The organism is Streptomyces sp. UNOB3_S3 (genome assembly GCF_020740895.1).
Taxonomy (GTDB): Bacteria; Actinomycetota; Actinomycetes; order Streptomycetales; family Streptomycetaceae; genus Streptomyces.
On record NZ_JAILXP010000079.1, the window covers coordinates 1 to 22,421 of the forward strand.

Here is a 22,421-nt window from a genome sequence, read left to right on the forward strand (position 1 = left end):
CTCCCCCCACCGCTCCCGAGCCGTCCTCCCCCGCTTCGGGGGCCCTCTTCCAGGACCGTCTCGCCGGCTGGGTCTCCGACCTGACCACGCTCCACGAGCTGACCGAGCGGCTCAGCCGCACCGCCGATCTCGACGCCGCCCTGCGCGAGCTGCTCCGCGCCGGGGCCTCCCTGGTGGGTGCCGGACGCGGCCTCGTCACCCTCCACCCCGACTCCGGCACCGGGCACCCGGTCACCGTCGGCCTGGGCCTCGGCCACGCCGACATCGGCCACATCGAGACCATCCCGCCGGCCCACGACCCCCGGACCCACGACCACAGGATCCACGACCCCAGGACCCCCGGCCTGTACGCCGCCGACGCGTACACAGGCCCCTACGCGGGCCCGTACGTCCGGCTCCTCGACGACCTCCCGCCCGAGGGCGACCGGAGCGGCAGGGTCCACCCCGACATCCCCGGCGAGGACGACCTCGACCCCCGGTACCGCGAGGTCGCCGCCCGCCTCGGCTACGCCGCCAGCTACGCCCTCCCCCTGGAGTCGGCGGCGGGGCCGTCCGGCACGGACGTGGACGCGCCGCCCGGCGCGGGCCGCATCGGCGCGGCCGTATGGCTCTACGACGAGCCCGCCGAGCCCACCGAGCGCCAGCGCCACCTGGCCGGGCTCTACTGCGCCTACGCCACCGAGCACCTGGCCCGGCTCATCGAGCTGACCGGCGCCCGCGACACCGTGGCCGCCCTCCGCGAGGAGCTGCTGCCCAGCCGGCTTCCCCGGGTCCCCGGCATCAGCCTCGCCGTCCGCCACCGCACCGGGCCGCGGGGCGGCGGGAACTGGTTCGACGCGCTGCCGCTGCCCGAGGGCGCACTGGGGCTCGCCATCGGCGGAATCACCGATTCCGGCCCGGGGGCGATCGCCGCGACGGGCCGGCTGCGGGCCTCCCTGCGCGCGTACGCCGTGATGGAGGGCGAGGATCCGGTCGCCGTCCTCTCCGACCTGGAGCTGCTGCTCAGACTGACCGAGCCCGCCCGCACGGCGACGGCCCTCTTCGCCTACTGCGAGCCCGCCGGCACCTCCCAGGGCGAGGGCCGGGGCAGAAAGGTCGTGGTCGCCGGGGCGGGCCACTGCTCACCGCTGATCATCGGCCCCGGCCGGGTCGAGTACGTGGAGACCTCGCTCTCGGCCCCGCTCGGCATGCTGGCCTGCTGGGAGGCGCCCAGCGTGGAAATCGAACCGGAACCCGGAGAAACGCTCCTCTTCTACAGCGACGGCCTGCTCCACCGCACCGGCGACAGCATGGACCGGGCCTTCACCCGGCTGCGCTCGGCGGCGGCGACCGTGCCCCGGTCCGCCCGGCGCGACCCGGAGGCCATCGCGGACCACGTGCTGCGCACGGTCCTGCCGGAACCGCGGCCGGAGGACGGCGGCCCGGCGGACCCGGCGGAGGACGTCGTGCTTCTGGTGGCCCACTTCGAGTGACGGGCCGCACAACCTTCTCGAGGGCATTCCCCCACACATACGATGGAAAGCGGCCCCGTTCGAGGAGGAAAGCCAGTGACCGAGCAGCCCGCACCCGAAAACCCTGAAGGTGACGAGCCGATCAAGCAGCGGAAGAACGGTCTCTACCCGTCCGTCTCCGCCGAGCTCGCCGACAACATGAAGTCCGGCTGGGCCGACACCGAGCTCCACGACCTGCGGCCGATACCCCAGGCCGCCGAGACCGCGCGGCGCCGCGCCGAGCTCTCGGCCCGCTTCCCGGGCGAGCGCCTGGTGATCCCGGCGGGCAATCTGAAGACCCGCTCGAACGACACCGAGTACGGCTTCCGCGCCTCGACCGAGTACGTCTACCTCACCGGCGACCAGACCCAGGACGGCGTCCTCGTCCTGGAGCCCACCGGCGAGCAGGGCCACGAGGCCACGATCCACCTCCTCCCCCGCTCCGACCGCGAGAACGGCGAGTTCTGGCTGGACGGCCAGGGCGAGCTCTGGGTCGGCCGCCGCCACAGCCTGACCGAGGCCGAGCGGCTGCTGGGCGTGCCCGCCCACGACGTCCGCGAGCTGGCCGGCGCCCTCGCCGGGGCCGCCGGCCCGGTCCGGGTCGTCCGCGGCCACGACGCCGGCGTCGAGACGGCCCTGACCGACAAGGTCACCGCCGAGCGCGACGAGGAGCTGCGCGTCTTCATCAGCGAGCAGCGCCTGGTGAAGGACGTCTTCGAGATAGGCGAGCTCCAGAAGGCCGTCGACTCCACCGTCCGCGGCTTCGAGGACGTCGTGAAGGTTCTCGACAAGGCCGAGGCGACCAGCGAGCGCTACATCGAAGGAACGTTCTTCCTCCGCGCCCGCGTCGAGGGCAACGACATCGGCTACGGCTCCATCTGCGCCGCCGGCCCCCACGCCACCACCCTCCACTGGGTGCGCAACGACGGCCGGGTCCGCTCCGGCGACCTGCTGCTGCTCGACGCCGGCGTGGAGACGCACAGCCTCTACACCGCCGACATCACCCGCACGCTGCCCATCAACGGCACGTACACCGAGCTCCAGCGCAAGATCTACGACGCGGTGTACGAGGCCCAGGAGGCCGGCATCGCGGCGGTGAAGCCGGGTGCCAAGTACCGCGACTTCCACGACGCCGCCCAGCGCGTCCTCGCCGAGAAGCTCGTCGAGTGGGGCCTGGTCGAGGGCCCGGTCGAGCGCGTCCTGGAGCTGGGCCTCCAGCGCCGCTGGACCCTCCACGGCACCGGCCACATGCTCGGCCTGGACGTCCACGACTGCGCGGTCGCCCGCACGGAGACCTACGTCGACGGCGTCCTGGAGCCCGGCATGGTGCTGACCGTGGAGCCCGGTCTGTACTTCCAGGCCGACGACCTGACCGTGCCCGAGGAGTACCGGGGCATCGGCGTCCGCATCGAGGACGACATCCTCGTCACCGAGGACGGCAACCGGAACCTCTCCGCCGCCCTGCCGCGCACGTCCGCCGACGTCGAGGCGTGGATGGCCGGCCTGAAGGGCTGAGCCGGAACGACGGAAGAGAACGACCGGAGAGAACGACCGAAGAGCCGCGGCCTCCCCCGAGGGGCCGCGGCTCTTCGGTCGTTCCGCCTACTTGTCGGCTTACTTGTCGGCTTACTTGTCGGCGGTCAGCGTGCCGGCCTGGCCCCAGCTCTCCGCCGGGGTCTCCTGGATCCACACCTGCACGGCCTCGGCGGGGATCTGGTAGGCGTCGACGAACGCGTCGGTGATGCGCCGGACCAGATCGCGCTTGAGCTCGATGGAGCGGGGGCCCTGCTGAACGGTCACGACGGGCATGGGATGCCTCCTCGGTCGGCGGTGGTTCCCGGTGGTTCCGGGTCGTTCACCGGTGCGGAACCAGTCCATCGCGCGGCGGTCCGCCGAACCAGGAGCACTCGGAGCCCGCAGCGATCACGAATCGTGATCGCCGGTGCCCGCGCACGCCTCCAGCAGGGCGTCGAGGCAGGAGGGCGGTGCGGCCGGGTGCACCGCGAGCGCCGCCGGGAGGGACAGGCCCCGGCCGCGGACGGGCAGGAAGGCCACCCTGCCGGTGCGCAGCTGCCGGGCGTGCGAGGCGTAGATCACGGTCCACAGGGGCGCGGCGGCCCCGATGGCGGCCAGGGTGTCCTGGAGGGAACCCCCCGGCCCGGGCACCGGGGTGAACCCGGCGTCCCGGCAGGCGGAGACGACGAGGTCCACCAGGGGCGGGTTGTTGCGCCGCTCGCTGAGGCGCAGGGGCAGCGCGGCCAGGTCGGCGAGGTCGACGTCGGGCGCGGCGGCGAGGGGGTGGCGCGCGGGCAGCACGACGACGAGCTGGTCCTGCCACACGGGTATCAGCCGGACGCCGGGGTGCTCCTCGGTGCCGCGGACGAACGCGGCGTCGAGGGCGCCCGTGGCGACCTGTTCCAGCCGGCTCGGCGCGGGCGCCGACACCAGTTCCACGGCCAGTCCGGGCGCGAGCCGGCCGAGGGTCTCCAGCACCCGGTCCAGGTGGTCGCCGAGGCCGGCGCTGGTGCCCAGACGGAGGGTGGCGGCGCGGGCGTCGCCGAGGCCGGCGGCCACGGCGCGGGCGCGGTCGGCGGCGGCGAGCACGGCCCGCGCCTCGGGCAGGAAGCGTTCGCCCGCGGCGGTGAGGCGTACATGGCGCGGTGACCGGTCGAGGAACTCGGCGCCCAGCTCGCGCTCCAGGCGGCGGACCTGCTGGCTCACGGCGGACTGCACGATGTGCAGCCGTTCGGCCGCCCGGCCGAAGTGCAGCTCCTCGGCCACGGTGACGAAGTAGCGGAGCTGACGGAGTTCCATCGGCGCGCGTCCAGCCTTTCCCGGTGTCGCCGGGCGCCGGACACCTCCCGTCGAGGTCGTGGCCGGGCCCGGATGAGCGCCGACGTCCATGGGCAGGGCCCGACGGGGCCGATCCTGCCGGACGCGACCGCGCCGGTCACGGGCGCATGATGGTCTCAGGGGCCGTCCCGAGCGAGGGAGGTGCCGGGCCATGACGAAGTTCATGGACGTCCATCACGGCATGCAGGGCATCACCGAGGACCAGCTGGCCACCGCGCACCGCGCCGACCAGGCGATCGAGCGCGAGGAGGGCGTGCGCTTCGAGCGCGCGTGGGCGGACCCGGGGTCGGGGACCGTCTACTGCCTCTCCGAGGCGCCCTCGGCGGACGCGGTCAAGCGCGTCCACGAGCGGGCGGGCCACCCGGCCGCCGAGATCCACGAGGTGCCGCTGGAGGTCTCCTGAACGCGGAAATCTCCTGAACGCGGAAATCTTCTGAACGCGGAGGTCTCCCGAGCGCGGAGGTCTCCCGAGCGCAGAGGTCTCCCGAGCGTCAGGAGGCCCGTAGCAACGCGGCCGCCGCCGGGCCGCCCTCCCGCCACTTGAGGATCTTGTCGAAGCTGACGACCGCCCCGGCCCGGCCCGGCCGGTTGCGGACCCGGACGTGGTCGGTGAGGGACGCGATCAGGAAAAGACCCCGGCCGTGCTCGTCATGGACGGCGGCCGGGGTCCTGGTGTGCGCGCGGGCCGGGTGGCGGCGCGGGGACCGGGGGCGTTCGGCGAAGCCGGGGCCGGAATCGGTCACCTCGATGCGACAGGTGTCGCCGTCGATGAGGGCCGTCACGCGATAGCCGGTGGAGGCGTCACCGCCGTGCTCGACGGCGTTCGCACAGGCCTCGCTGAGCGCCACGGCCAGGTCGTACGAGGTCTCGGGGTCGACGCCGGCCGTTTCCATGGCACCGATCAGCAGCCGTCGGGCGAGCGGAACGCTCGCGGCCTCGCGCCGCAAGTGGAGTGACCACCAAATGCTCATGCTCAGCCTCCTGGCTGCGGCTCGACATACCGATACCTATAGCCACGGGGCGCGCCGCATAAGCCTGTCGGCTGTGTGAGACCGCTCATTCGGCCGACGCGCCGCACGGGTGGGGGCGTGTATGGGACGGGGCGCCGGTGGACGGGCGTGGCACGGGGGACGAGCCGGACACCCTGCCGTAGGGATTCCGTGAGGGCGGTGGGATGATGGCGCGGCCATGCCTCTCCCCGTCGCGCGCGCCGGCGCCGATCTGCGACTGATCCGGGCCGCGGTGTTCACCGCGGTCTGTGTCGTGCTGTCCGCGGGCGGGCATGTGCTGGCGTCCTGCGCGAAGGTGCCGCTGTGGACCCTGGTCGCGGCGGGCGCGGCGGTTCTCGCCGTGGCCGTGCCGCTGGCCGGGCGGGAGCGCTCGCTGCCGGGCATCGCGGCAGCGCTGGCCGTGGGCCAGCTCGCGCTGCACGCGCTCTTCGCGCTGGGACAGCACGGGACGCGGGGCGCGGACGCCGCGGCCGCCCACCGGGCGGGCGGCGACGGCCACTTGATCGACTTCGCCGGGCAGCTGCTCTGCGACCAGCGGCCGATGTCCGCCGACCGGGCCCGTCAGGTGATCACGAACGCGGGGCTCGACCCGGCCGTACACACCCCGGCCGCGTCCGCGCCGGGCGGTGGCGCCGGTCCGGGCGCCGGTTCGTTCGTCCACGCCCTGCTGCCCTCCCCGGCCATGGTGCTGGGGCATCTCCTCGCGGCCCTGGCCCTGGGCTGGTTGCTGCGGCGCGGCGAGGCCGCGCTGTGGCGTCTGGTGCGGCTGTCGGCCGAGTCGGCGCGCGGTGTCGCGGAGTCCGCGCTCGTCCGGGCGCTGGCCGTCGCGCTGCTGCCGTTCGTCCGGGCGCTGGGCGCGGAGCCGCTCGCGGTGCCCCGGTGGCGGGCGGCCGCGCGGGACGAGCGTCCGGCGCGGCAGGCCGAGTGGCGGCACGTCGTGATCAGGCGGGGGCCGCCGCGCCTCGCCCTCGCGGCCTGACGACGCGACGCATCGCTTTCCACCACCCGGCAGGGCGGGGAAGGGTGTTTCGCGCTGTCACCGCATGCGCGCCTTCCCCTTCCGTTCACTCCTGCCAGTGGAGAGTTTTCCCATGACCTCATTCCGTCGTATCCGTGCCGCCCGTGCGTCCCTCGTCGCCGGTGTCACCGCCGGTGGAGTGCTGCTGTTCGCCGGTCCCGCCTTCGCGCACGTGAGCGTGCAGCCCGGCACCGCCGAGAAGGGCGGCTACAGCACCATCGCCATCAAGGTGCCCAACGAGAAGGACAACGCCTCGACGGTGAAGCTGGAGCTCACCCTCGACCCCAAGCACCCGCTGGTCTCGGTGATGCCGCAGGCCGTGCCGGGGTGGGACGTGAAGGTCGAGAAGACCAAGCTCGACAAGCCGGTGCAGATGCACGGCAAGTCGATCGACGAGGCCGTCAGCAAGGTCACCTGGACCGGCGGCAAGATCGAGCCCGGTCAGTTCCAGCAGTTCCCGCTGTCCGTCGGCCAGCTGCCGACCGACGCCGACGAGCTCGTCTTCAAGGCGCTCCAGACCTACTCCGACGACGACGTCGTCCGCTGGATCGACCCCTCCAAGCCGGGCGGTGAGGAGCCGGAGCACCCGGCTCCCGTCCTCAAGCTCGTCGCGAAGGGCGCCGCCACGGGTGGCGCGGGCGATCACCACCACGACGACGCCAAGGGCGACAAGGACGCGAAGGACGAGAAGAGCGACAAGGTGACCGCCACCGCCGAGGAGAAGAGCGACGGCGGCGGCGACACCACCGCCCGCGTCCTCGGCGTCGTCGGCATCGTCGTCGGCGCGGCGGGCGTCGCCTTCGGCGTGCTCACCGGGCGCCGTCGCCGCGACACCGCCGCCTGACGGCGGCGACGCCGCACAGCGAGAAGCGAGAAGCACGGAAGGCCGGGCCGAGGGGCGTCATGCCCCTGGCCCGGCGAGACCGACCACCTCTGGAGAAATACTCCATGCGCACCAAGTTCCTCGGCGCGGTCCTCGCCGCGACCGCCGCGCTCACCCTGACGGCCTGCGGCGGCTCGGGCGACGGCGACAAGCCCGCCGCCGATGTCTCCGCCGAGCCGAAGAAGGCCGGGGCGATCACCCTCGACACCCCCAAGGCCAAGCCGGACCTGGTCCTGACGGACACGTCCGAGAAGAAGTACGAGCTGGTCAAGGAGACCAAGGGCCGCCCCGTCCTGCTCTACTTCGGCTACACCTACTGCCCCGACGTCTGCTCGACGGTCGTCTCCGACGTCGCCGCCGCCGAGAAGAAGCTGCCCAAGGCCGACCAGGAGAAGCTCCAGGTCGTCTTCGTCACCACCGACCCCGAGCGGGACACCCCCAAGCGGATCCGTGAGTGGCTCGACGCCCAGGGCGGCCAGGACATAGTCGGCCTGACCGGCGACTTCGCCACGATCCAGGCGGCCGCCAAGCCGCTGGGCATCCTCGTCGAGCCCGCCAAGAAGGAGAAGGACGGCTCCGTGACCGTCAGCCACGGCGCCGAGGTCGTCGGCTTCTCGCCGAAGGACGACGCCGGCCACTGGATCTACACCGCTTCCACCACGTCCGACCAGTACGCCCAGGATCTCCCGAAGATCGTCAAGGGGGAGAACCCGTGATGCGCCCGAAGAAGATGAACAAGACCACCGTCGCCACCGCCACCGCCCTGCCGCTCGTCCTCGCCGGCGGGCTGCTGCTGATCACCGGCTGCCAGTCGGAGAAGGACCGCCTGTCCGTCTCCTCCGGCAAGCCCGGACTCTCCGTCAGCGGCGCCTATCTGCCGCAGCCCGCGATGGCCGACATGGCCGCCGCGTACTTCACCGTCGAGAACGACGGCGGCAAGGCCGACCAGCTCGTGAAGGTCACCAGCCCGCTCTCGTCCGACGTCACGATGCACACCACCGAGGGCTCGCAGATGAAGCACGCGGCGAAGCTGGAGGTGCCCGCCAAGGGCAAGCTGTCGCTGTCGCGCGGCGGTACGCACCTGATGCTGGGCAAGCTCGACCACAAGCCGCAGACGGGCGAGAAGGTCGAGTTCACCCTGCACTTCGCCACCTCGGCACCGATCAAGATCAAGGTGCCGGTCGAGAGCGCGTCGTACCGCCCCAAGGACTGACGCGGAGATGAGGACCCCGACCGCCGTACGACGCGGGGTGTCGCTTCCCGGCGCCTTCCTCGGCACCTTGCTCGGCACCTTCCTCGTCGCGCTGTTGTGCGTGCTGACCCTCGGCGCGGGCACCGCGTCCGCGCACGCGGCGCTCACCGCCACCGACCCCGCCGACGGGTCGGTGGTGGCCACCGCGCCCGCGCGGGTCACCCTCACCTTCTCCGAAGGGGTGCTGCTCAGCCCCGACTCGGTGCGGGTGCTCGACCCGCGCGGCGAACGCGTCGACCAGGGCAGGCCGCAGCACGACGGCGGACGGAACGGGACCGCGACCGTCGCGCTGCGCGCCGGCATCGCCGACGGCACGTACACGGTGGCGTGGCAGGCGGTCTCGGCGGACAGCCACCCAGTGGCCGGGGCCTTCACCTTCTCGGTCGGGGCGCCCTCGAAGACGACCGTGACCGTCGACTCGGCGGCCACCCGGACCGATCCGGCCGTCGCGGCCTTCTACGCGATCGGCCGGTACGCGGCGTACGCGGGCTTCGTCCTGCTCGTCGGCGGCTGTGTCTTCGCCGGGGTGTGCCGTTCGTCGCGGGCGGTGCAGCGCGTCGCGGTGGGCGGCTGGATCACGCTGTTCGTCTCGACGGTGGCGCTGTTGCTGCTGCGGGGTGCCTTCACGAGCGGCAAGGGGATGGGTTCCGTCCTCGATCTGTCGCTGCTGGGCGGCGTGTTGTCCACCAAGCCGGGGGCGGCGCTGCTGTCGCGTCTGCTGCTGCTGAGCGCGGCGGCGGTGTTCCTGGCGGTGCTGTTCGGCACGTACGCCCAGGAGGACGACGGGCGGACGCCCGACCGGACGCTCGGGCGCCGCCGGGACATCGCCTGGGGGCTCGGCGTCGGCGGCACGCTCGTCGCGGGCGGCCTCGCGGCGACCTGGGCGCTGGCCGAGCACGCGTCGGCGGGCCTCCAGCCGTGGCTGGCGATGCCGGTGGACGTGGCGCACCTGCTGGGCGTCGCGGTGTGGCTGGGCGGGCTGGCGGCGCTGCTGGCCACGCTGTGGTCGGGCGAACGGATCCGGCGGTCGGCGGTCGCGCGGTTCTCCCGGACGGCGTTCGTCTCGGTCTGCGTGCTGGTGGCGACCGGGCTCTACCAGTCCTGGCGGCAGGTCGGTTCGTGGGACGCGCTGACGGGCACCGAGTACGGGCGCTGGCTGCTGGTGAAGGCCGCGCTGGTGGTCGTCATGGTGGGCATCGCGTTGCTGTCCCGCCGCTGGACGGGGCGGCTCGCGGACGCGCCCGAGCCCAGGCGGGCGACGGCCCGGAAGAAGCCGGCATCCGGCACGGGCGCGAAGCCGACGGCCGGCGCCGGCGCGAAGGCGGCGGCCGGCCCTGGCGCCGACGCGGCGTCCGGTGCGGCCGACGCGGCGTCCGGTGCGGCCGGCGCGGCGTCCGGTGCGAAGGACGCCGGTGCGAAGGATGCCGCCGTCCCCGAGGCTCCCAAGGTGCCGGCAGGCGATCCCGTGCGGGCGGCGCAGCTCGCCCGGCAGCGGGCGGCGCGCGAGAAGGCCGCCGGGCGGCGCGCGCGGGACGCGGACACCGGCCGCACCGGGCTGCGCCGCTCCGTCCTCGCCGAGGCGGGCGTCGCCGTCGTCGTGCTCGCCGTCACCACCGCGCTCACCGGCACCCAGCCCGGCCGGGCCGAGACCGAGCAGCGCCGGGCGGCGGCGGGCCGGACGGCCGCGCCGTCGGCGGCCCGGCCCGCCGAGGTGCGGATCGCCTACGACACGGGCGGCGCAAACGGCAAGGGCACGGCCCGCGTGACCGTCGACCCCGCCCGCACGGGCGCCAACACCCTCACCGTCACTCTGACGGACCCGTCCGGGCGCCCTGTGGACGTACCGGAGCTGACACTGTCCATGACCGAGAAGGAAAAACAGATCGGTCCCCTGCGGGCCGCGCTGGAGCGTCAGTCCGCCGGACTGTGGAAAGCCAAGGATTTCCGGCTGCCCATGGCCGGCGACTGGCAGCTGTCCCTGACCGTACGGACCTCGGACATCGACCAGGTCACCGAGATCGAGAACGTGAAGATCATCTGATGGCTGACACGACTGACACCACGGCCGGCGGAGTCGCCGGGGACGACGCACGCGAGATCAGCGGCAAGGCGGGCGGCAAGCGCGCCGGGAAGAGCGCCGGGGCCCGCCCCGGCACCGGACCGGGCGGCCCGTCGAAGGACCGCACGCGGCCCGACAAGAGCACCGGCAGTCCCGCCAAGGACGGCCCCGTCACCCGGGGCGGAGGCGGCGACGCGGCGAGAACCGCCGCGGCGTCCGGCCCCCCCGGCGCACCGGCCGACGGGGTCTCCCGCCGGCGGCTGCTGGGCACGGCGGGCGCCGCCGGCGCGGCGGCGCTCATCGTGGGCGGGGTCGCGGGGGCCACCGGGGCCGAAGCGGTGCGCGGCAAGCCCACGCCGCTGTCCGACGTCGGCTCGGGCGTCGCGCCCTTCCACGGCACCCACCAGTCGGGCATCATCCAGCCCGCGCAGGCGCACGGTCATCTGATCGCCTTCGACCTCACCGCCGGGACCGACCGCAAGGGCGCGGCCGCGCTGATGCGCCGCTGGTCCTCGGCGGCGGCGGAGATGATGGCCGGCCGGGCGCCCCAGGGCGACGATCTGGGCATCGCGCTGGACGCGGGCCCGTCGTCCCTGACGGTCACCTTCGGCTTCGGCCGCACGTTCTTCGACCGCGTCGGGCTGACGGACCGGCGGCCCGACGCGCTGGAGCCGCTGCCCGTCTTCACCGCCGACGCCATCGACAGCAAGCGGAGCAACGGCGACCTGTGGGTGCAGATCGGCGCCGACGACGCGCTGGTCGCCTTCCACGCCCTGCGGCTGCTCCAGAAGGAGGCGGCGGGCTCGGCCCGGGTGCGCTGGCAGATGACCGGCTTCAACCGCACGCCCGGCGCGACCGCGCAGCCGATGACCGGCCGCAATCTGATGGGCCAGATCGACGGGACGAACAACCCGAAGCCGTCGAGCTCCGACTTCGCCCGGAAGATCTTCGTGCCGGACGACCAGCAGGGCGTGGATTCCTGGATGACGGGCGGCTCGTACGCGGTCGTCCGGCGCATCCGGATGCTGCTGGACAGCTGGGACAACCTGTCGGTCGACCGCCAGGAGCGCGTGATCGGCCGCCGGAAGGCGGACGGCGCACCGCTGTCCGGCGGTACGGAGACCACCCGCGTGGACCTGGAGAAGATGGGCACGGACGGCGCGCTGGCCATCCCGGGCGACGCCCACATCCGGGTGGCGGCCCCGGCCAACAACCGCGGCGCGGCGATGCTGCGGCGCGCGTTCTCCTACCACGACGGCTTCCTCGACGACGGCGCCCCGGACGCGGGCCTGCTGTTCATCGCCTGGCAGGCGGACCCGCTGAAGGGCTTCGTCCCGGTCCAGCGGAAGCTGGACCGCGGCGACGGGCTCTCCCGCTTCCTCCGCCACGAGGCCAGCGCCCTCTTCGCCGTCCCGGGCGGCTGCGAAGAAGGCGGCTACGTGGGCCAGCACCTGCTGGAGGGGTGAGCGTCCGGCTCCGGGGGGCGTCCTCGGAGCCGGGATCGGTAGGGTGGACGGCCGAGCGTTCCGTGCCCCTTCCGGAGGAAAACCATGAGGTCGGCAACCCGCTACACCTACCTCGGCCCCGAGGGCACGTTCACCGAGGCCGCCCTGCGCACCCTCCCCGAGGCGGCCACCCGCGAGCTGGTCCCCATGGTCTCCGTGCCCGCCGCCCTCGACGCGGTGCGCTGCGGCGATGCTGCGGCCGCGCTCGTACCGATCGAGAACTCGGTCGAGGGCGGCGTCACCGCGACCCTCGACGAACTCGCCACCGGCGAACCTCTGATGATCTACCGCGAGGTGCTGCTGGAGATCGCCTTCGCGCTCCTCGTCCGCCCGGGCACACGGCTGGCGGACATCAAGACGGTGACCGGTCACCCGGTCGCGCAGCCGCAGGTGCGCAAGTGGCTGGCGGCGAACCTGCCGGACGCGGTGTGGGAGTCGTCCGCGTCCAACGCGGACGGCGCGCGGCTGGTCCGCGAGGGCCGGTACGACGCGGCGTTCGCCGGGGAGTTCGCGGCGGCGACGTACGCGCTGGAGCCGCTCGTCACCGGCATCCACGACGCGGAGAACGCCCAGACCCGCTTCGTCCTGGTCGGCCGCCCGGCGCGGCCGGCGGCGCGGACGGGGGCGGACCGGACGTCGCTGGTGATGTGGCAGCGGGACGACCATCCGGGCGCGCTGCTGGAGTACCTCCAGGAGTTCGCGGTGCGGGGCGTGAACCTCATGCGGATCGAGTCGCGGCCGACCGGCGAGGGCATGGGGCGCTACTGCTTCTCCGTCGACTGCGAGGGGCACATCACGGACCGCCGGGTGGCCGAGGCGCTGATGGGGCTGAAGCGGACGTGTGCCGAGGTACGGTTCCTCGGTTCGTACCCGCGTGCGGGTGTCGCCCCGGGTGAGCGGTCGGACGAACGTCCGGGGACGACGGACGGCGACTTCGTGGCGGCGGCGGACTGGCTGGCACGCTGCCAGGACGGCCGGGCCTGAGCGGTTGTCCGGGCGATTGCCTGAGCGGTTGCCTGAGCGGTTGTCCCCAGGCCGCCCCCGGGTTTCCCACAGGGTTACCCACAGACTTATCCACAGGGCGTTCTCGACCTGGGGATAAGTCGATAGAGCGAGACTCCGGGAAAACGTACGAAACGGGCAATGGTCGACAAATCTCTCCGCCGACCCGGCGCGGCCGTCCACAGCCACCAATTCCCGCACTTCCCGCCCATCCGTCAGTCGAAATGCCTCGAACAACCCTTTAGGGGGAGTGAACGTCACCCCAAAGGGTGGCCGTAAGGGGTTTGCCTCATGAAACTCTGACGAATGACAGATCAAACGGAATCTCTGATTCCGACATCCACAGATTTCCCGCACACCCTGTGGACAAAGAAGCGGAACCGCTCACTCCTGTGGACAACAACGGCCCTCAACTCCCGCCAACTGCCGTCTTCCACAAGGCCTCACGGCTCGACGGCAAGCCCGTCGCCCCGCTTTCCGGAATTCCCAGAGTTGGACAAATCACAACCAAAGGGAATATCGCGTCGAGCAACCGCAGCGCACAACGGTAGCCTGGAGGGGTGATTGACCTTCGCCTGCTCCGTGAGGACCCCGACCGTGTGCGCGCGTCCCAGCGCGCCCGTGGAGAGGACGTCGACGTCGTCGACGCGCTGCTCTCCGCCGACGAACGGCGCAGGTCGTCCAGCGTCCGCTTCGACGAGCTCCGCTCCGAGCAGAAGGCGCTCGGCAAGCTCATCCCCAAGGCCACCGGCGACGAGAAGGCCGAGCTGCTGAAGAAGGCCGGCGAGCTCTCCGCCGCCGTCAAGGCCGCCGACGCCGAGCAGGACGAGGCCGCCGCCGAGGCGCAGCGCCTGCTGCTCCGGATCGGCAACATCGTCCACCCCGACATCCCGCGCGGCGGCGAGGACGACTTCGTCGTCCTGGAGACCGTCGGCACCCCCCGCGACTTCGCCGCGGAGGGCTTCGAGCCCAAGGACCACCTGGAGCTCGGCCAGGCGCTGGGCGCCATCGACGTCGAGCGCGGCGCCAAGGTGTCCGGCTCCCGCTTCTACTACCTGACGGGTGTCGGCGCGCTGCTGGAGCTCGCCCTCGTCAACGCCGCGATCGCCCAGGCCACCGCCGCCGGCTTCACGCCGATGCTCACGCCCGCGCTGGTCAAGCCGCGCGCCATGGAGGGCACCGGCTTCCTCGGCCAGGCCGCGCAGGACGTCTACCACCTGGAGAAGGACGACTTCTACCTGGTGGGCACCTCCGAGGTCCCGCTCGCCGCGTACCACATGGACGAGATCCTCGACGCGGAGCAGCTGCCGCTGCGCTACGCGGGCTTCTCCCCGTGCTTCCGCCGCGAGGCCGGTACGTACGGCAAGGACACCCGGGGCATCTTCCGCGTCCACCAGTTCGACAAGGTCGAGATGTTCTCGTACGTCCTCCCGGAGGAGGCCGAGGCCGAGCACGCCCGCCTGCTGGAGTGGGAGAAGCAGTGGCTGACCAGCCTGGAGCTGCCCTTCCACGTGATCGACACGGCCACCGGTGACCTCGGCTCCTCGGCCTCCCGCAAGTTCGACTGCGAGGCCTGGATCCCGACCCAGGGCAAGTACCGCGAGCTGACGTCCACGTCCAACTGCGACGAGTTCCAGGCGCGCCGGCTGTCCGTCCGGGTGCGCGAGGGCAAGAACGTCCGTCCGCTGGCGACGCTCAACGGCACCCTGTGCGCCGTGCCGCGCACGATCGTGGCGCTGCTGGAGAACCACCAGCAGGCCGACGGCTCGGTGCGCGTGCCCGAGGTCCTCCGCCCGTACCTGGGCGGCCGTGAGGTCCTGGAGCCCACCGCCAAGTGACGCCCCCGGTCCCGCCGCCGTTCCGTCTGATCGCGACCGACCTCGACGGCACGCTGCTGCGCTCCGACGACACCGTCTCGGAGCGCACCCGCGCGGCCCTCGCGTCGGCCACGGCGGCGGGCGCCGCGCACATCGTCGTCACCGGGCGCACCGTCGCCTGGACCCGGCACATCCTCGACGCGCTGGACTACCGGGGCCTCGCGGTCTGCGGTCAGGGCGCGCAGGTTTACCACGCGGGCGAGCACAGACTGCTGACGTCCGTGACGCTCGACCGGCAGCTGGCCGCGCTGGCGCTCGCCAAGATCGAGGCCGAGGTCGGTCCGCTGCGGCTGGCCGCCAGCCGTGACGGCATGGACGGCGACATCCTGGTCGGCCCCGGCTACCGCCTCCAGGAGGGGCCGCTCCCGGTCGTTCCGATCAACGAGGCGAGCGAGCTGTGGGCCGCTCCGCTCAACAAGGTCTACCTCCAGCACCCCACCCTCGACGACGACGCCCTGGCGGAGGTCGCGCGGGCGGCCGCGGGCGGCTTCGTCGGCGTGACGATGGCCGGCTCGGGGATAGTCGAGCTGCTGCCGCTGGGCCTGAGCAAGGCCACGGGCCTGTCGCTCGCCGCACGCCGGCTGGGCGTCAAGGCCGCCGACACGATCGCGTTCGGCGACATGCCCAACGACGTCCCGATGTTCGGCTGGGCCGCCCACGGCGTCGCCATGGCCAACGCCCACCCGGAGCTCAAGGCCGTGGCGGACGATGTCACCGCCTCGAACGAGGAGGACGGGATCGCGGTCGTCCTGGAGCGTCTCTTCGGCTGAGCGCCGCGTCCTTGGCCGCTCCTGCGGCCTGCCTGGCCGTCCCGGCCGCTTGTCTGGCTGCCTCAGCCGCCTGTCTGGCCGTCCCGGCCGCCTCCAGCGCGGCCCGGCGGGCCCGGCCGGGGTCCCAGCGCCAGGGCGGCCGGTCCCGGGTCAGCGACCAGCAGGCCAGGCCCAGCCCCAGGGCGATCGCGTGGCCGATGTCGGTGAACGTGCCGCCGGTCAGCAGCGGCACGGCGAAGAAGGCCACCGCTCCCACGAGGTAGAGCCAGCGCCACGGCCTCGGGACGCGATAGGTGAGAACGCCGACGGCCCCGGCGAGCCCGTAGGAGACGCCGATGTCGACGACGTGCTTCATCGAGCGCGGCGCCGAGTGGCTCTCGATCGCCCGCAGCAGGATCTGCTGGCTGATCAGCGTCGCCGCGACATGGGCGACCGCCACCACGCACAGCCAGCGCAGGGTGCCCAGCCAGCGCTCGACGTTGGCGTGGAAGAGCTCGAACAGCACGGCGTAGAGGGCGAACGACGACGGGCTCACGATCCAGAAGCCGCTGATCAGCAGGGACTCCAGCGGATGCTTGTTGAGCTCGTGGATGTTGCTGCTGGTGCGGTGGAGGAGGAACGCCTCCAGGCCCTCGCTCGCCGACGCGATGACGAGGCTGGTGATGCCGATGATCAGCAGCCAGATGTGCGTGCCGGGCGAGGAACGGACCCAGGAACGTATCCCGTCGACTACCACCCTTAGACGGTAGCCCGGGAGTCCTCGCAGCGCAGTTGTAGGATGACTGGGCAACCGGTTGAATCAGGAACGTCACAGAGCCCGTCCGGAGGACAGATGGCACTGCGAGCGGCGGGACGCCAGTCCCTCGTGGACACCGTCGTGGAACAGCTGCGCGCCCAGGTGGCCGCCGGCGAATGGCGGGTCGGGGAGCGCATCCCGACCGAGCACGCCCTCGCCGAGCAGCTGAAGGTCGGCCGCAACACGGTCCGCGAGGCCGTCCGCGTCCTCGTGCACGCCGGGATGCTCCGCTCCCGGCAGGGCGAGGGCACCTTCGTGGTCTCCACGGCCGACCCCGCCGAGGTGATGCGCGGACTGCGGCGCGCCGGAGTGCGTGACGTCCTGGAGCTGCGCATCGCCCTGGAGGCCGAGGCCGCCCGGCTCGCGGCGCTCCGCCACGAGCCCGCCGACCTGGAGCGGATGCGCGCCGCGCTCGACGCCCAGACGGCCTTCGAGGACCCCGACGGCCAGCCCGACTCCGGCAATCTGGAGCTGTACGCGGACCACGACGTGGAGTTCCACCGGGCTGTCGTGGAGGCCGCGCACAACAGCGCCCTGACGGCCACGTACACCTGGTTCAGCAGCTCGGTGCGCGAGGCGCTGGTCACCGCCCTCGACGACCGCGACATGCCGCGCATCGTCCACGGCGACCACCACGCCCTCATGGAGGCCATCGCCTCCGGCGACCCCGACGCGGCCGCCCGCGCCGCCCGGACCCTGCTCGAGCGCCCCAAACAGGCCGTCGAGTCCCTGCTCACCGAGAGCTGACGCGCGCGTCCGAGCCTCACCTCACCTCACCTCACCGGGAGCCGACCGCCCCGGCATTTCCTCGCACCACCCCTGGAGGCACCCCCTTGTCCGAAACGAGGTCCGACACCCCCGACATAGCGCCGGACGGCACAGCGCCGGCCGACACAGCGCCGGCCGACACGGCGCCGGCCCGTACGGAGCCGGTCGGCTCGCCCGCCCGGCGGGGCGCCCTCGCCCACCCCGCGTTCGCCATGCTCGGCATCGTGCTCGCCTCGCTGAACATGCGGGCGGCGCTCGCCGGGGTCTCGCCGCTCATGGGCGAGATAGGCGGCCACTTCCATCTCTCGGCGGCCATGAGCAGCCTGGTGACCACGATCCCGCTGGTCTTCATGGGCCTCGGCTCGATCGCCGCGCCCCGGCTCGCCCGGCGCTTCGGCACGGAGGCCGTGCTGTGCGGCGCGCTCGTGCTGTTGTGCGGGGGCATCCTGCTGCGCGTCGCGCCGCCCGTCGTGGCGCTGTTCGTGGGCTGCGCGCTCGTCGGCACCGCGATCGCCCTGCTGAACGTGCTGATGCCGGGCCTGGTCAAGCGGGACTTCCCGGACCGCGCCGCGAGCATGACCGCGCTCTACTCCACCACGCTGATCCTCGGCGCCACGGGCTCGGCCGCGCTGTCCGTGCCGCTGGAGAACGCCCTGGGCGGCTGGCGGGGCTCGCTGGCCTCCTGGGCGCTGCTCGCCGCCGTGGCGGCCCTCGTCTGGCTGCCGCAGGCGGTCCTCACCCGGCGCGACGCGGCCCGGACGGACGCACCCGCCGGCCGGCCCGCCGACCTGCCGGACGACGGCCCCCGGCTCACCCGGTCGCCGCTGGCCTGGCAGGTCACGCTGATGATGGGCACCCAGTCGCTGATCGCCTACGTGTGCATCGCCTGGATGCCGACGATCTTCACCGACCACGGGATGAGCAAGGGCGAGGCCGGTCTGGTCTACGCGTTCTACACGCTGGTGCAGATGGCCGGTTCGTTCGTCGTGCCGCTGATCGCGGGCCGGATGCGCGACCAGCGCGTACCGGTGGTCGCCGTGGTGGCCCTGATGGCGGCGGGCGTCACCGGCCTGCTGATCGCCCCCGTGGCGGGCGCGTGGGTGTGGGCGACGCTCATGGGCGTGGCCCAGGGCGGACTGCTGGGCCTGGCCCTGACGTTCATGGTGCTGCGCACCCGCGACGCGCACACGGCCTCCCGGCTGTCGGGCATGGCCCAGACGTGGGGCTATCTGCTCGCCTCTGTCGGCCCGTTCGCGATCGGCTGGGTGTACGGGACGACGGACAGCTGGACGCTGCCGGTCTCGCTGCTCCTCGTCGCCTGCGCGGCGCTGCTCTTCCTCGGGCTGGGCGCCGGGCGCGATCGGAAGATCTGAGGCGTTGGGGGAGTGGAGGGGCGGCCCCGCGCCGCCCCTCCACTCCCCCGTTCGCCGATCGCAGTTCGTCGATCGGCGAACGCCGATCGCCGTCGCAGTTCGCAGGAGGAATCCGCCGTCATGCGCGCAGCATCCCGGATCACCGTCCCGGCCCGCCTGGTCGAGTACCACGACGACGCGTCCGAGGGCGAGGGCGGCCCCGAGTGGATCGCCGCGCTGCCGGACCTGGCGGCGGACTTCCTCGACCGCTGGCGGCTGCGCGTGGACGGCCCGGCGGCACACGGCATGGTGGCGCTCGTCCTGCCCGTACGGCGTGCGGACGGCTCCCCCGCCGCGCTGAAGCTCCAGCCGGTCACCGAGGAGAGCGCCGGTGAGGCACCGGCGCTGCGGGCCTGGGCGGGCGCGGGAGCGGTCGAACTCCTCGGCCACGACCCGGAGTCCGGCACGATGCTGCTGGAGCGGCTGGACGCCGGCCGCTCGCTCCAGGACGTCCCGGACGCGGAGGCGGCGCTGCTGTCGCTGACGGAGCTGCTGGGACGGCTGCTGAAGGCGCCCGTACCGGCCGGGATGCGGACGCTGGGCGAGGTGGCGGAGGCCATGCTGGCGGACGTGCCGCGGGCGCTGCCCGCCCTGTCCGACGCGGCCGAGCGCGCCCTGCTGCTGGACTGCGCGGCCGCCGTCCGGGAGGTCGCCGGCGAGCCGGGCGACCGGCTGCTGCACTGGGACCTGCACTACGAGAACGTGCTCGCGCCCCTGCCCGGTACGGACAGGGGCGCGTGGCTGGCGATCGACCCCAAGCCGCTGGTGGGCGACCCGGGCTTCGATCTGATGCCGGCTCTGGACAACCGCTGGGACGACATCGTCGCCACCGGTGACGTGACCCGGGCGGTGCGCCGGCGCTTCGACCTCATGACGGACCTGCTGGGCCTGGACCGCGAGCGTGCGGCGCGCTGGACTCTCGCCCGGGTCCTCCAGAACTCCCTGTGGGACGTGGAGGACGGCGAGACCCGCCTTCAGCCGGAGCAGATCGCCGTCGCGAGGGCGCTGCGGGTGTGAGGCCCGCTGCCGGAGCGCTCCCTACTCCTCCCCGGCCAGCGTCAGCGCCCGCAGCTTGCGCGCCGCGAAGTACGTACCGGCCACGGTCGCGACGACCAGCAGCGTCAGCCCCAGGGGCAGCGACACCTGGGCGGTGATCGCCCCCTCCGCGGCGATCCGCTGGGCCAGCGCCAGCGCCCACTGCTGCACGCTGAGCGTCCGCGCTCCCGGGATGAGGCTGCCGAACAGCGACTCCCAGACGAGGGCGTAGACGAGACCGGCGATGACCGCGTGCCGGGTGACCGTCCCCAGGAAGAGGAAGATCGCGCTGTAGGCCACGGAGGCGACCGCGGCGGCGACGGCGTAGGCCACGGCGATCTGCTGGCTGTTGCCGTTGAGCACGAACCCGGCGATGAGCGTGGGGACCGCCGAGAAGGCGATGGCGACGCCGATCGCGACGATCAGCTTGGTGACGATGATGACGTGCCGTTTGACGGGCTTGGCCAGGAGGTAGACGACGGATCCGTCGTCGATCTCCGGGCCGATCGCGCCCGTACCGGCGATCACACCGATGAGCGGGACCATCGTGGCCAGCGCGAAGCCGCCCAGGACATTGGCGGCGGTCTCGTCGTCCGCGCCGCTCAGCGCCCGGATGGCGATCGAGATCGCCAGCAGCAGGGCGGGCAGGGCGAAGAGGACGGCGGCGCGGCGGCGGCCGAGGAGGCCCCGGTAGGTCAGCCGGGCGACGGTCGGGTGGTAGATCTGGTGGAGTGCCATCGTGAGCCTCCTTTCAGGCCGTGACGAGGTAGGAGAAGACCGATTCCAAGGACTCGTCGGAGGGCGAGACCGTCAGGAGCCGGATGCCGTGCGCGCGGGCCACGCGCGGCAGGAGTTCGGTGAAGCGGGTGAAGTCGACGGCCTGGACGCGCAGAGCGCCCTCCTGGACGTCCACCTCGATGCCCGCGGTCGACGGGTCGGCGATGAGCGCGGCGGCCAGGGCACGGTCGTCGCTCGACCGTACGAGATAGCGGTGCGGTCGGTCCGTCATCAGCCGGCGGATCTTGCGGAAGTCGCCCGACGCGGCGTGCCGGCCGGCGACCACGACCTCGATATGGGCGGCGAGCTGCTCGACCTCCTCCAGGATGTGGGAGGAGAACAGCACGGTCCGGCCCTCGTCGCCCATGGCCCGCAGCAGATCCATCAGCTGCATCCGCTGGCGCGGGTCCATGCCGTTGAAGGGCTCGTCGAGGAGGAGCACGGACGGCTCGTGGACGAGCGCGGAGGCCATCTTCACGCGCTGCCGCATGCCCTTGCTGTATGTGGCGATCTTGCGGTCCTGCGCGTACTCCATCTCGACCGTGGCGAGGGCGCGTTGGGCCTCCTTCGCGCCCAGCCCGTGGAGCTCGGCGTTGGCCAGCACGAACTCCTTGCCGGTCAGGAAGTCGTACATCGCCTCGCGCTCGGGGACGACGCCGATGTGGCGGTAGATCCGCTCGTTGCGCCAGATCGGCTCGCCGTCGAGCGTGACCGTTCCGGTCGAGGGCGCGAGGAAACCACCCATCATGTTGATGAGAGTGGACTTGCCCGCTCCGTTGGGGCCGAGCAGCCCGGTGACGCCGGGGGCGACGGACATGGACACGTCGTTGACGGCGACGACGTTCCCGAACCAGCGGGAGACGTTGTCGATGTGGATGGTCGTCACAGCCCGGCCTTTCGGTAGCGGCTCATCAGGAGGCCGTAGGAGCCGGCGATCACACCGAGGAGCACGGCGAGATAGACGACGCCCGCGCCCGTGCCGGGGCCATGGGTTTCGGGGAAGGCGCTGGTGGCGCCGAGGAACGCCGTCTGGACGCCGTCGATGAGGGTGATCGGGGAGAAGAGGCCGAGCCAGCTGACGAGCGAGGGGTTGTCGCTGGCCAGGGCGATTCCCTGGACGGTGGTGACCGCGCCATAGGGAATCGTCAGTACGGCGATGACGCCCGCGACGCCGAAGCCCCGGCGCGGGGTGAGCGCGGCGACGACCAGGCCGATGCCTGCGAAGAGGAGCGAGAGCAGGGTCACGGAGACCAGCCCCTGGGCGAAGCCCTTCGTCTGTTCGGCGAAGTCCAGCTTGGCGAGCAGGGCACCCACGTAGAGGATCAGCAGCGGGGTGGCCGTCAGGACGAACAGCGCCGAGGCCATCGCCGCGAACTTGGCGACGACGTAGTCGACGCGCTCGATCGGGCGGGAGAAGTACAGCGGCACGGTCTTGAACCGCAGGTCCCGCGAGACCGACTGGGGGGCCTGCGCGGCCAGGTAGAGGCCGATGACCGCCTGGAGGTAGATCGCGTAGCGCGTGTACTCCATGGGCAGCCGGTTCATCTTCGTGGTGACGGCGACGGCGACCACGATCGCGGCCGGGAGGCACATCACGCCGAAGAGGATCATCGGCAGCACCTTGGACTTCGCCGACCGGCCGAGGCCGTAGGCGCCGCGCAGGCTCTGGGAGAACAGCGAGCGCCGGGCGTAGGCGCGGCCGAGGCGGGGGCCGCTGTAGTCGCGGTAGCCGATGTTGTGGATGACGTCCTGGGAGCGGTGGCCGCGCCCCGGTGCCGTCGTGGTCTCAGGCGGCATCGACGGTGCCTCCGTTCTGCTGCGCGCGCTTGTCGCTCTTCTTCTGCTTCTGCTGCCAGCCGGCGCCCCACGCGGGCGCCTGGGCCGGCGCGCCGGGAGTGCCGGGGGCTCCGGGGG

Annotated in this window: 22 protein-coding genes; 15 read left to right on the forward strand and 7 right to left on the reverse strand. The window is 72.8% G+C overall.

Annotated features, from left to right (window positions below; genetic code table 11):
* Nucleotides 1-1,472 (forward strand): PP2C family protein-serine/threonine phosphatase (locus K6I33_RS11670; protein ID WP_229350668.1); only part of this gene is annotated, 1,472 nt, incomplete at its 5' end.
* A 75-nt stretch (nt 1,473-1,547) separates the two neighbouring features.
* Nucleotides 1,548-3,005 (forward strand): aminopeptidase P family protein, encoded by a 1,458-nt coding sequence (locus K6I33_RS11675; protein ID WP_374284098.1) that lies wholly within the window; start codon nt 1,548-1,550, stop codon nt 3,003-3,005.
* Between the two features lie 111 nt (nt 3,006-3,116).
* Here K6I33_RS11675 and dmpI read toward each other — a convergent pair whose 3' ends face one another.
* A complete protein-coding gene (gene dmpI, locus K6I33_RS11680; protein WP_275126686.1) occupies nt 3,117-3,368 on the reverse strand; it encodes a 4-oxalocrotonate tautomerase DmpI in 252 nt (83 codons plus the stop codon).
* Nucleotides 3,369-3,413: 45 nt separating this feature from the next.
* Nucleotides 3,414-4,304, reverse strand: coding sequence for a LysR family transcriptional regulator (locus K6I33_RS11685; RefSeq protein WP_229350674.1), 891 nt, complete (start codon nt 4,302-4,304; stop codon nt 3,414-3,416).
* 190 nt (nt 4,305-4,494) lie between these two features.
* Here K6I33_RS11685 and K6I33_RS11690 point away from each other — a divergent pair, with 190 nt between their 5' ends.
* Complete coding sequence (locus tag K6I33_RS11690) at nt 4,495-4,746, forward strand: SCO4226 family nickel-binding protein (protein ID WP_229350677.1); 252 nt, start codon at nt 4,495-4,497, stop codon at nt 4,744-4,746.
* A gap of 88 nt (nt 4,747-4,834) precedes the next feature.
* Here K6I33_RS11690 and K6I33_RS11695 read toward each other — a convergent pair whose 3' ends face one another.
* Nucleotides 4,835-5,314 (reverse strand): ATP-binding protein, encoded by a 480-nt coding sequence (locus tag K6I33_RS11695; protein WP_189455401.1) that lies wholly within the window; start codon nt 5,312-5,314, stop codon nt 4,835-4,837.
* A 217-nt stretch (nt 5,315-5,531) separates the two neighbouring features.
* Here K6I33_RS11695 and K6I33_RS11700 point away from each other — a divergent pair, with 217 nt between their 5' ends.
* From K6I33_RS11700 to K6I33_RS11740, 9 genes are all read left to right on the forward strand, one after another.
* The gene (locus tag K6I33_RS11700; RefSeq protein ID WP_229350679.1) at nt 5,532-6,332 is read left to right on the forward strand and encodes a hypothetical protein; all 801 of its coding nucleotides are present in this window, start codon (nt 5,532-5,534) and stop codon (nt 6,330-6,332) included.
* A gap of 112 nt (nt 6,333-6,444) precedes the next feature.
* Nucleotides 6,445-7,215, forward strand: a complete 771-nt coding sequence (locus K6I33_RS11705) for a YcnI family protein (RefSeq protein WP_229350681.1) — start codon at nt 6,445-6,447, stop codon at nt 7,213-7,215.
* A gap of 104 nt (nt 7,216-7,319) precedes the next feature.
* Nucleotides 7,320-7,970 carry an SCO family protein gene (locus K6I33_RS11710; RefSeq protein WP_229350683.1) on the forward strand — a complete coding sequence of 217 codons (651 nt, stop codon included), beginning with the start codon at nt 7,320-7,322 and terminating at the stop codon, nt 7,968-7,970.
* Nucleotides 7,970-8,467, forward strand: coding sequence for a copper chaperone PCu(A)C (locus tag K6I33_RS11715; RefSeq protein ID WP_229350685.1), 498 nt, complete (start codon nt 7,970-7,972; stop codon nt 8,465-8,467). The genes K6I33_RS11710 and K6I33_RS11715 overlap by 1 nt, the downstream gene beginning before the upstream one ends.
* Before the next feature lie 7 nt (nt 8,468-8,474).
* The gene (locus tag K6I33_RS11720) at nt 8,475-10,547 is read left to right on the forward strand and encodes a FixH family protein (RefSeq protein ID WP_229350687.1); all 2,073 of its coding nucleotides are present in this window, start codon (nt 8,475-8,477) and stop codon (nt 10,545-10,547) included.
* Nucleotides 10,547-12,031, forward strand: a complete 1,485-nt coding sequence (gene efeB, locus K6I33_RS11725; protein ID WP_229350689.1) for an iron uptake transporter deferrochelatase/peroxidase subunit — start codon at nt 10,547-10,549, stop codon at nt 12,029-12,031. Before K6I33_RS11720 ends, efeB begins: the two co-directional genes overlap by 1 nt.
* 84 nt (nt 12,032-12,115) lie before the next feature.
* Complete coding sequence (gene pheA, locus K6I33_RS11730; RefSeq protein ID WP_229350692.1) at nt 12,116-13,054, forward strand: prephenate dehydratase; 939 nt, start codon at nt 12,116-12,118, stop codon at nt 13,052-13,054.
* A gap of 578 nt (nt 13,055-13,632) precedes the next feature.
* Nucleotides 13,633-14,910, forward strand: a complete 1,278-nt coding sequence (gene serS / locus K6I33_RS11735; RefSeq protein WP_229350694.1) for a serine--tRNA ligase — start codon at nt 13,633-13,635, stop codon at nt 14,908-14,910.
* On the forward strand, nt 14,907-15,719 hold the full coding sequence (locus K6I33_RS11740) for an HAD family hydrolase (protein WP_229350696.1): 813 nt from the start codon (nt 14,907-14,909) through the stop codon (nt 15,717-15,719). The genes serS and K6I33_RS11740 overlap by 4 nt, the downstream gene beginning before the upstream one ends.
* On the opposite strand, the gene K6I33_RS11745 is transcribed toward K6I33_RS11740, so the two are convergent.
* The gene (locus K6I33_RS11745; RefSeq protein WP_374284105.1) at nt 15,661-16,455 is read right to left on the reverse strand and encodes a rhomboid-like protein; all 795 of its coding nucleotides are present in this window, start codon (nt 16,453-16,455) and stop codon (nt 15,661-15,663) included. The two genes, K6I33_RS11740 and K6I33_RS11745, sit on opposite strands and share 59 nt — an antisense overlap.
* 96 nt (nt 16,456-16,551) lie before the next feature.
* Here K6I33_RS11745 and K6I33_RS11750 point away from each other — a divergent pair, with 96 nt between their 5' ends.
* The 3 genes from K6I33_RS11750 to K6I33_RS11760 all read left to right on the forward strand — a co-directional run bounded on the left by K6I33_RS11750 (nt 16,552) and on the right by K6I33_RS11760 (nt 19,712).
* Entirely contained in the window at nt 16,552-17,262 is a 711-nt protein-coding gene (locus K6I33_RS11750; RefSeq protein ID WP_229350699.1) for a FadR/GntR family transcriptional regulator, read from the forward strand.
* 86 nt (nt 17,263-17,348) lie between these two features.
* Nucleotides 17,349-18,656, forward strand: a complete 1,308-nt coding sequence (locus K6I33_RS11755; protein WP_374284107.1) for a CynX/NimT family MFS transporter — start codon at nt 17,349-17,351, stop codon at nt 18,654-18,656.
* A gap of 120 nt (nt 18,657-18,776) precedes the next feature.
* Nucleotides 18,777-19,712: an aminoglycoside phosphotransferase family protein gene (locus tag K6I33_RS11760; protein ID WP_229350701.1), complete on the forward strand. Its 936-nt coding sequence runs from the start codon at nt 18,777-18,779 to the stop codon at nt 19,710-19,712.
* A gap of 21 nt (nt 19,713-19,733) precedes the next feature.
* On the opposite strand, the gene K6I33_RS11765 is transcribed toward K6I33_RS11760, so the two are convergent.
* The 3 genes from K6I33_RS11765 to K6I33_RS11775 are packed head-to-tail and all read right to left on the reverse strand — an operon-like array spanning nt 19,734 to nt 22,304.
* Complete coding sequence (locus K6I33_RS11765; protein ID WP_229350711.1) at nt 19,734-20,453, reverse strand: ABC transporter permease subunit; 720 nt, start codon at nt 20,451-20,453, stop codon at nt 19,734-19,736.
* A 28-nt stretch (nt 20,454-20,481) separates the two neighbouring features.
* A complete protein-coding gene (locus K6I33_RS11770) occupies nt 20,482-21,393 on the reverse strand; it encodes an ABC transporter ATP-binding protein (protein WP_229350703.1) in 912 nt (303 codons plus the stop codon).
* The gene (locus tag K6I33_RS11775; protein ID WP_229350705.1) at nt 21,390-22,304 is read right to left on the reverse strand and encodes an ABC transporter permease; all 915 of its coding nucleotides are present in this window, start codon (nt 22,302-22,304) and stop codon (nt 21,390-21,392) included. The genes K6I33_RS11770 and K6I33_RS11775 overlap by 4 nt, the downstream gene beginning before the upstream one ends.
* Between the last annotated feature and the right edge of the window lie 117 nt (nt 22,305-22,421).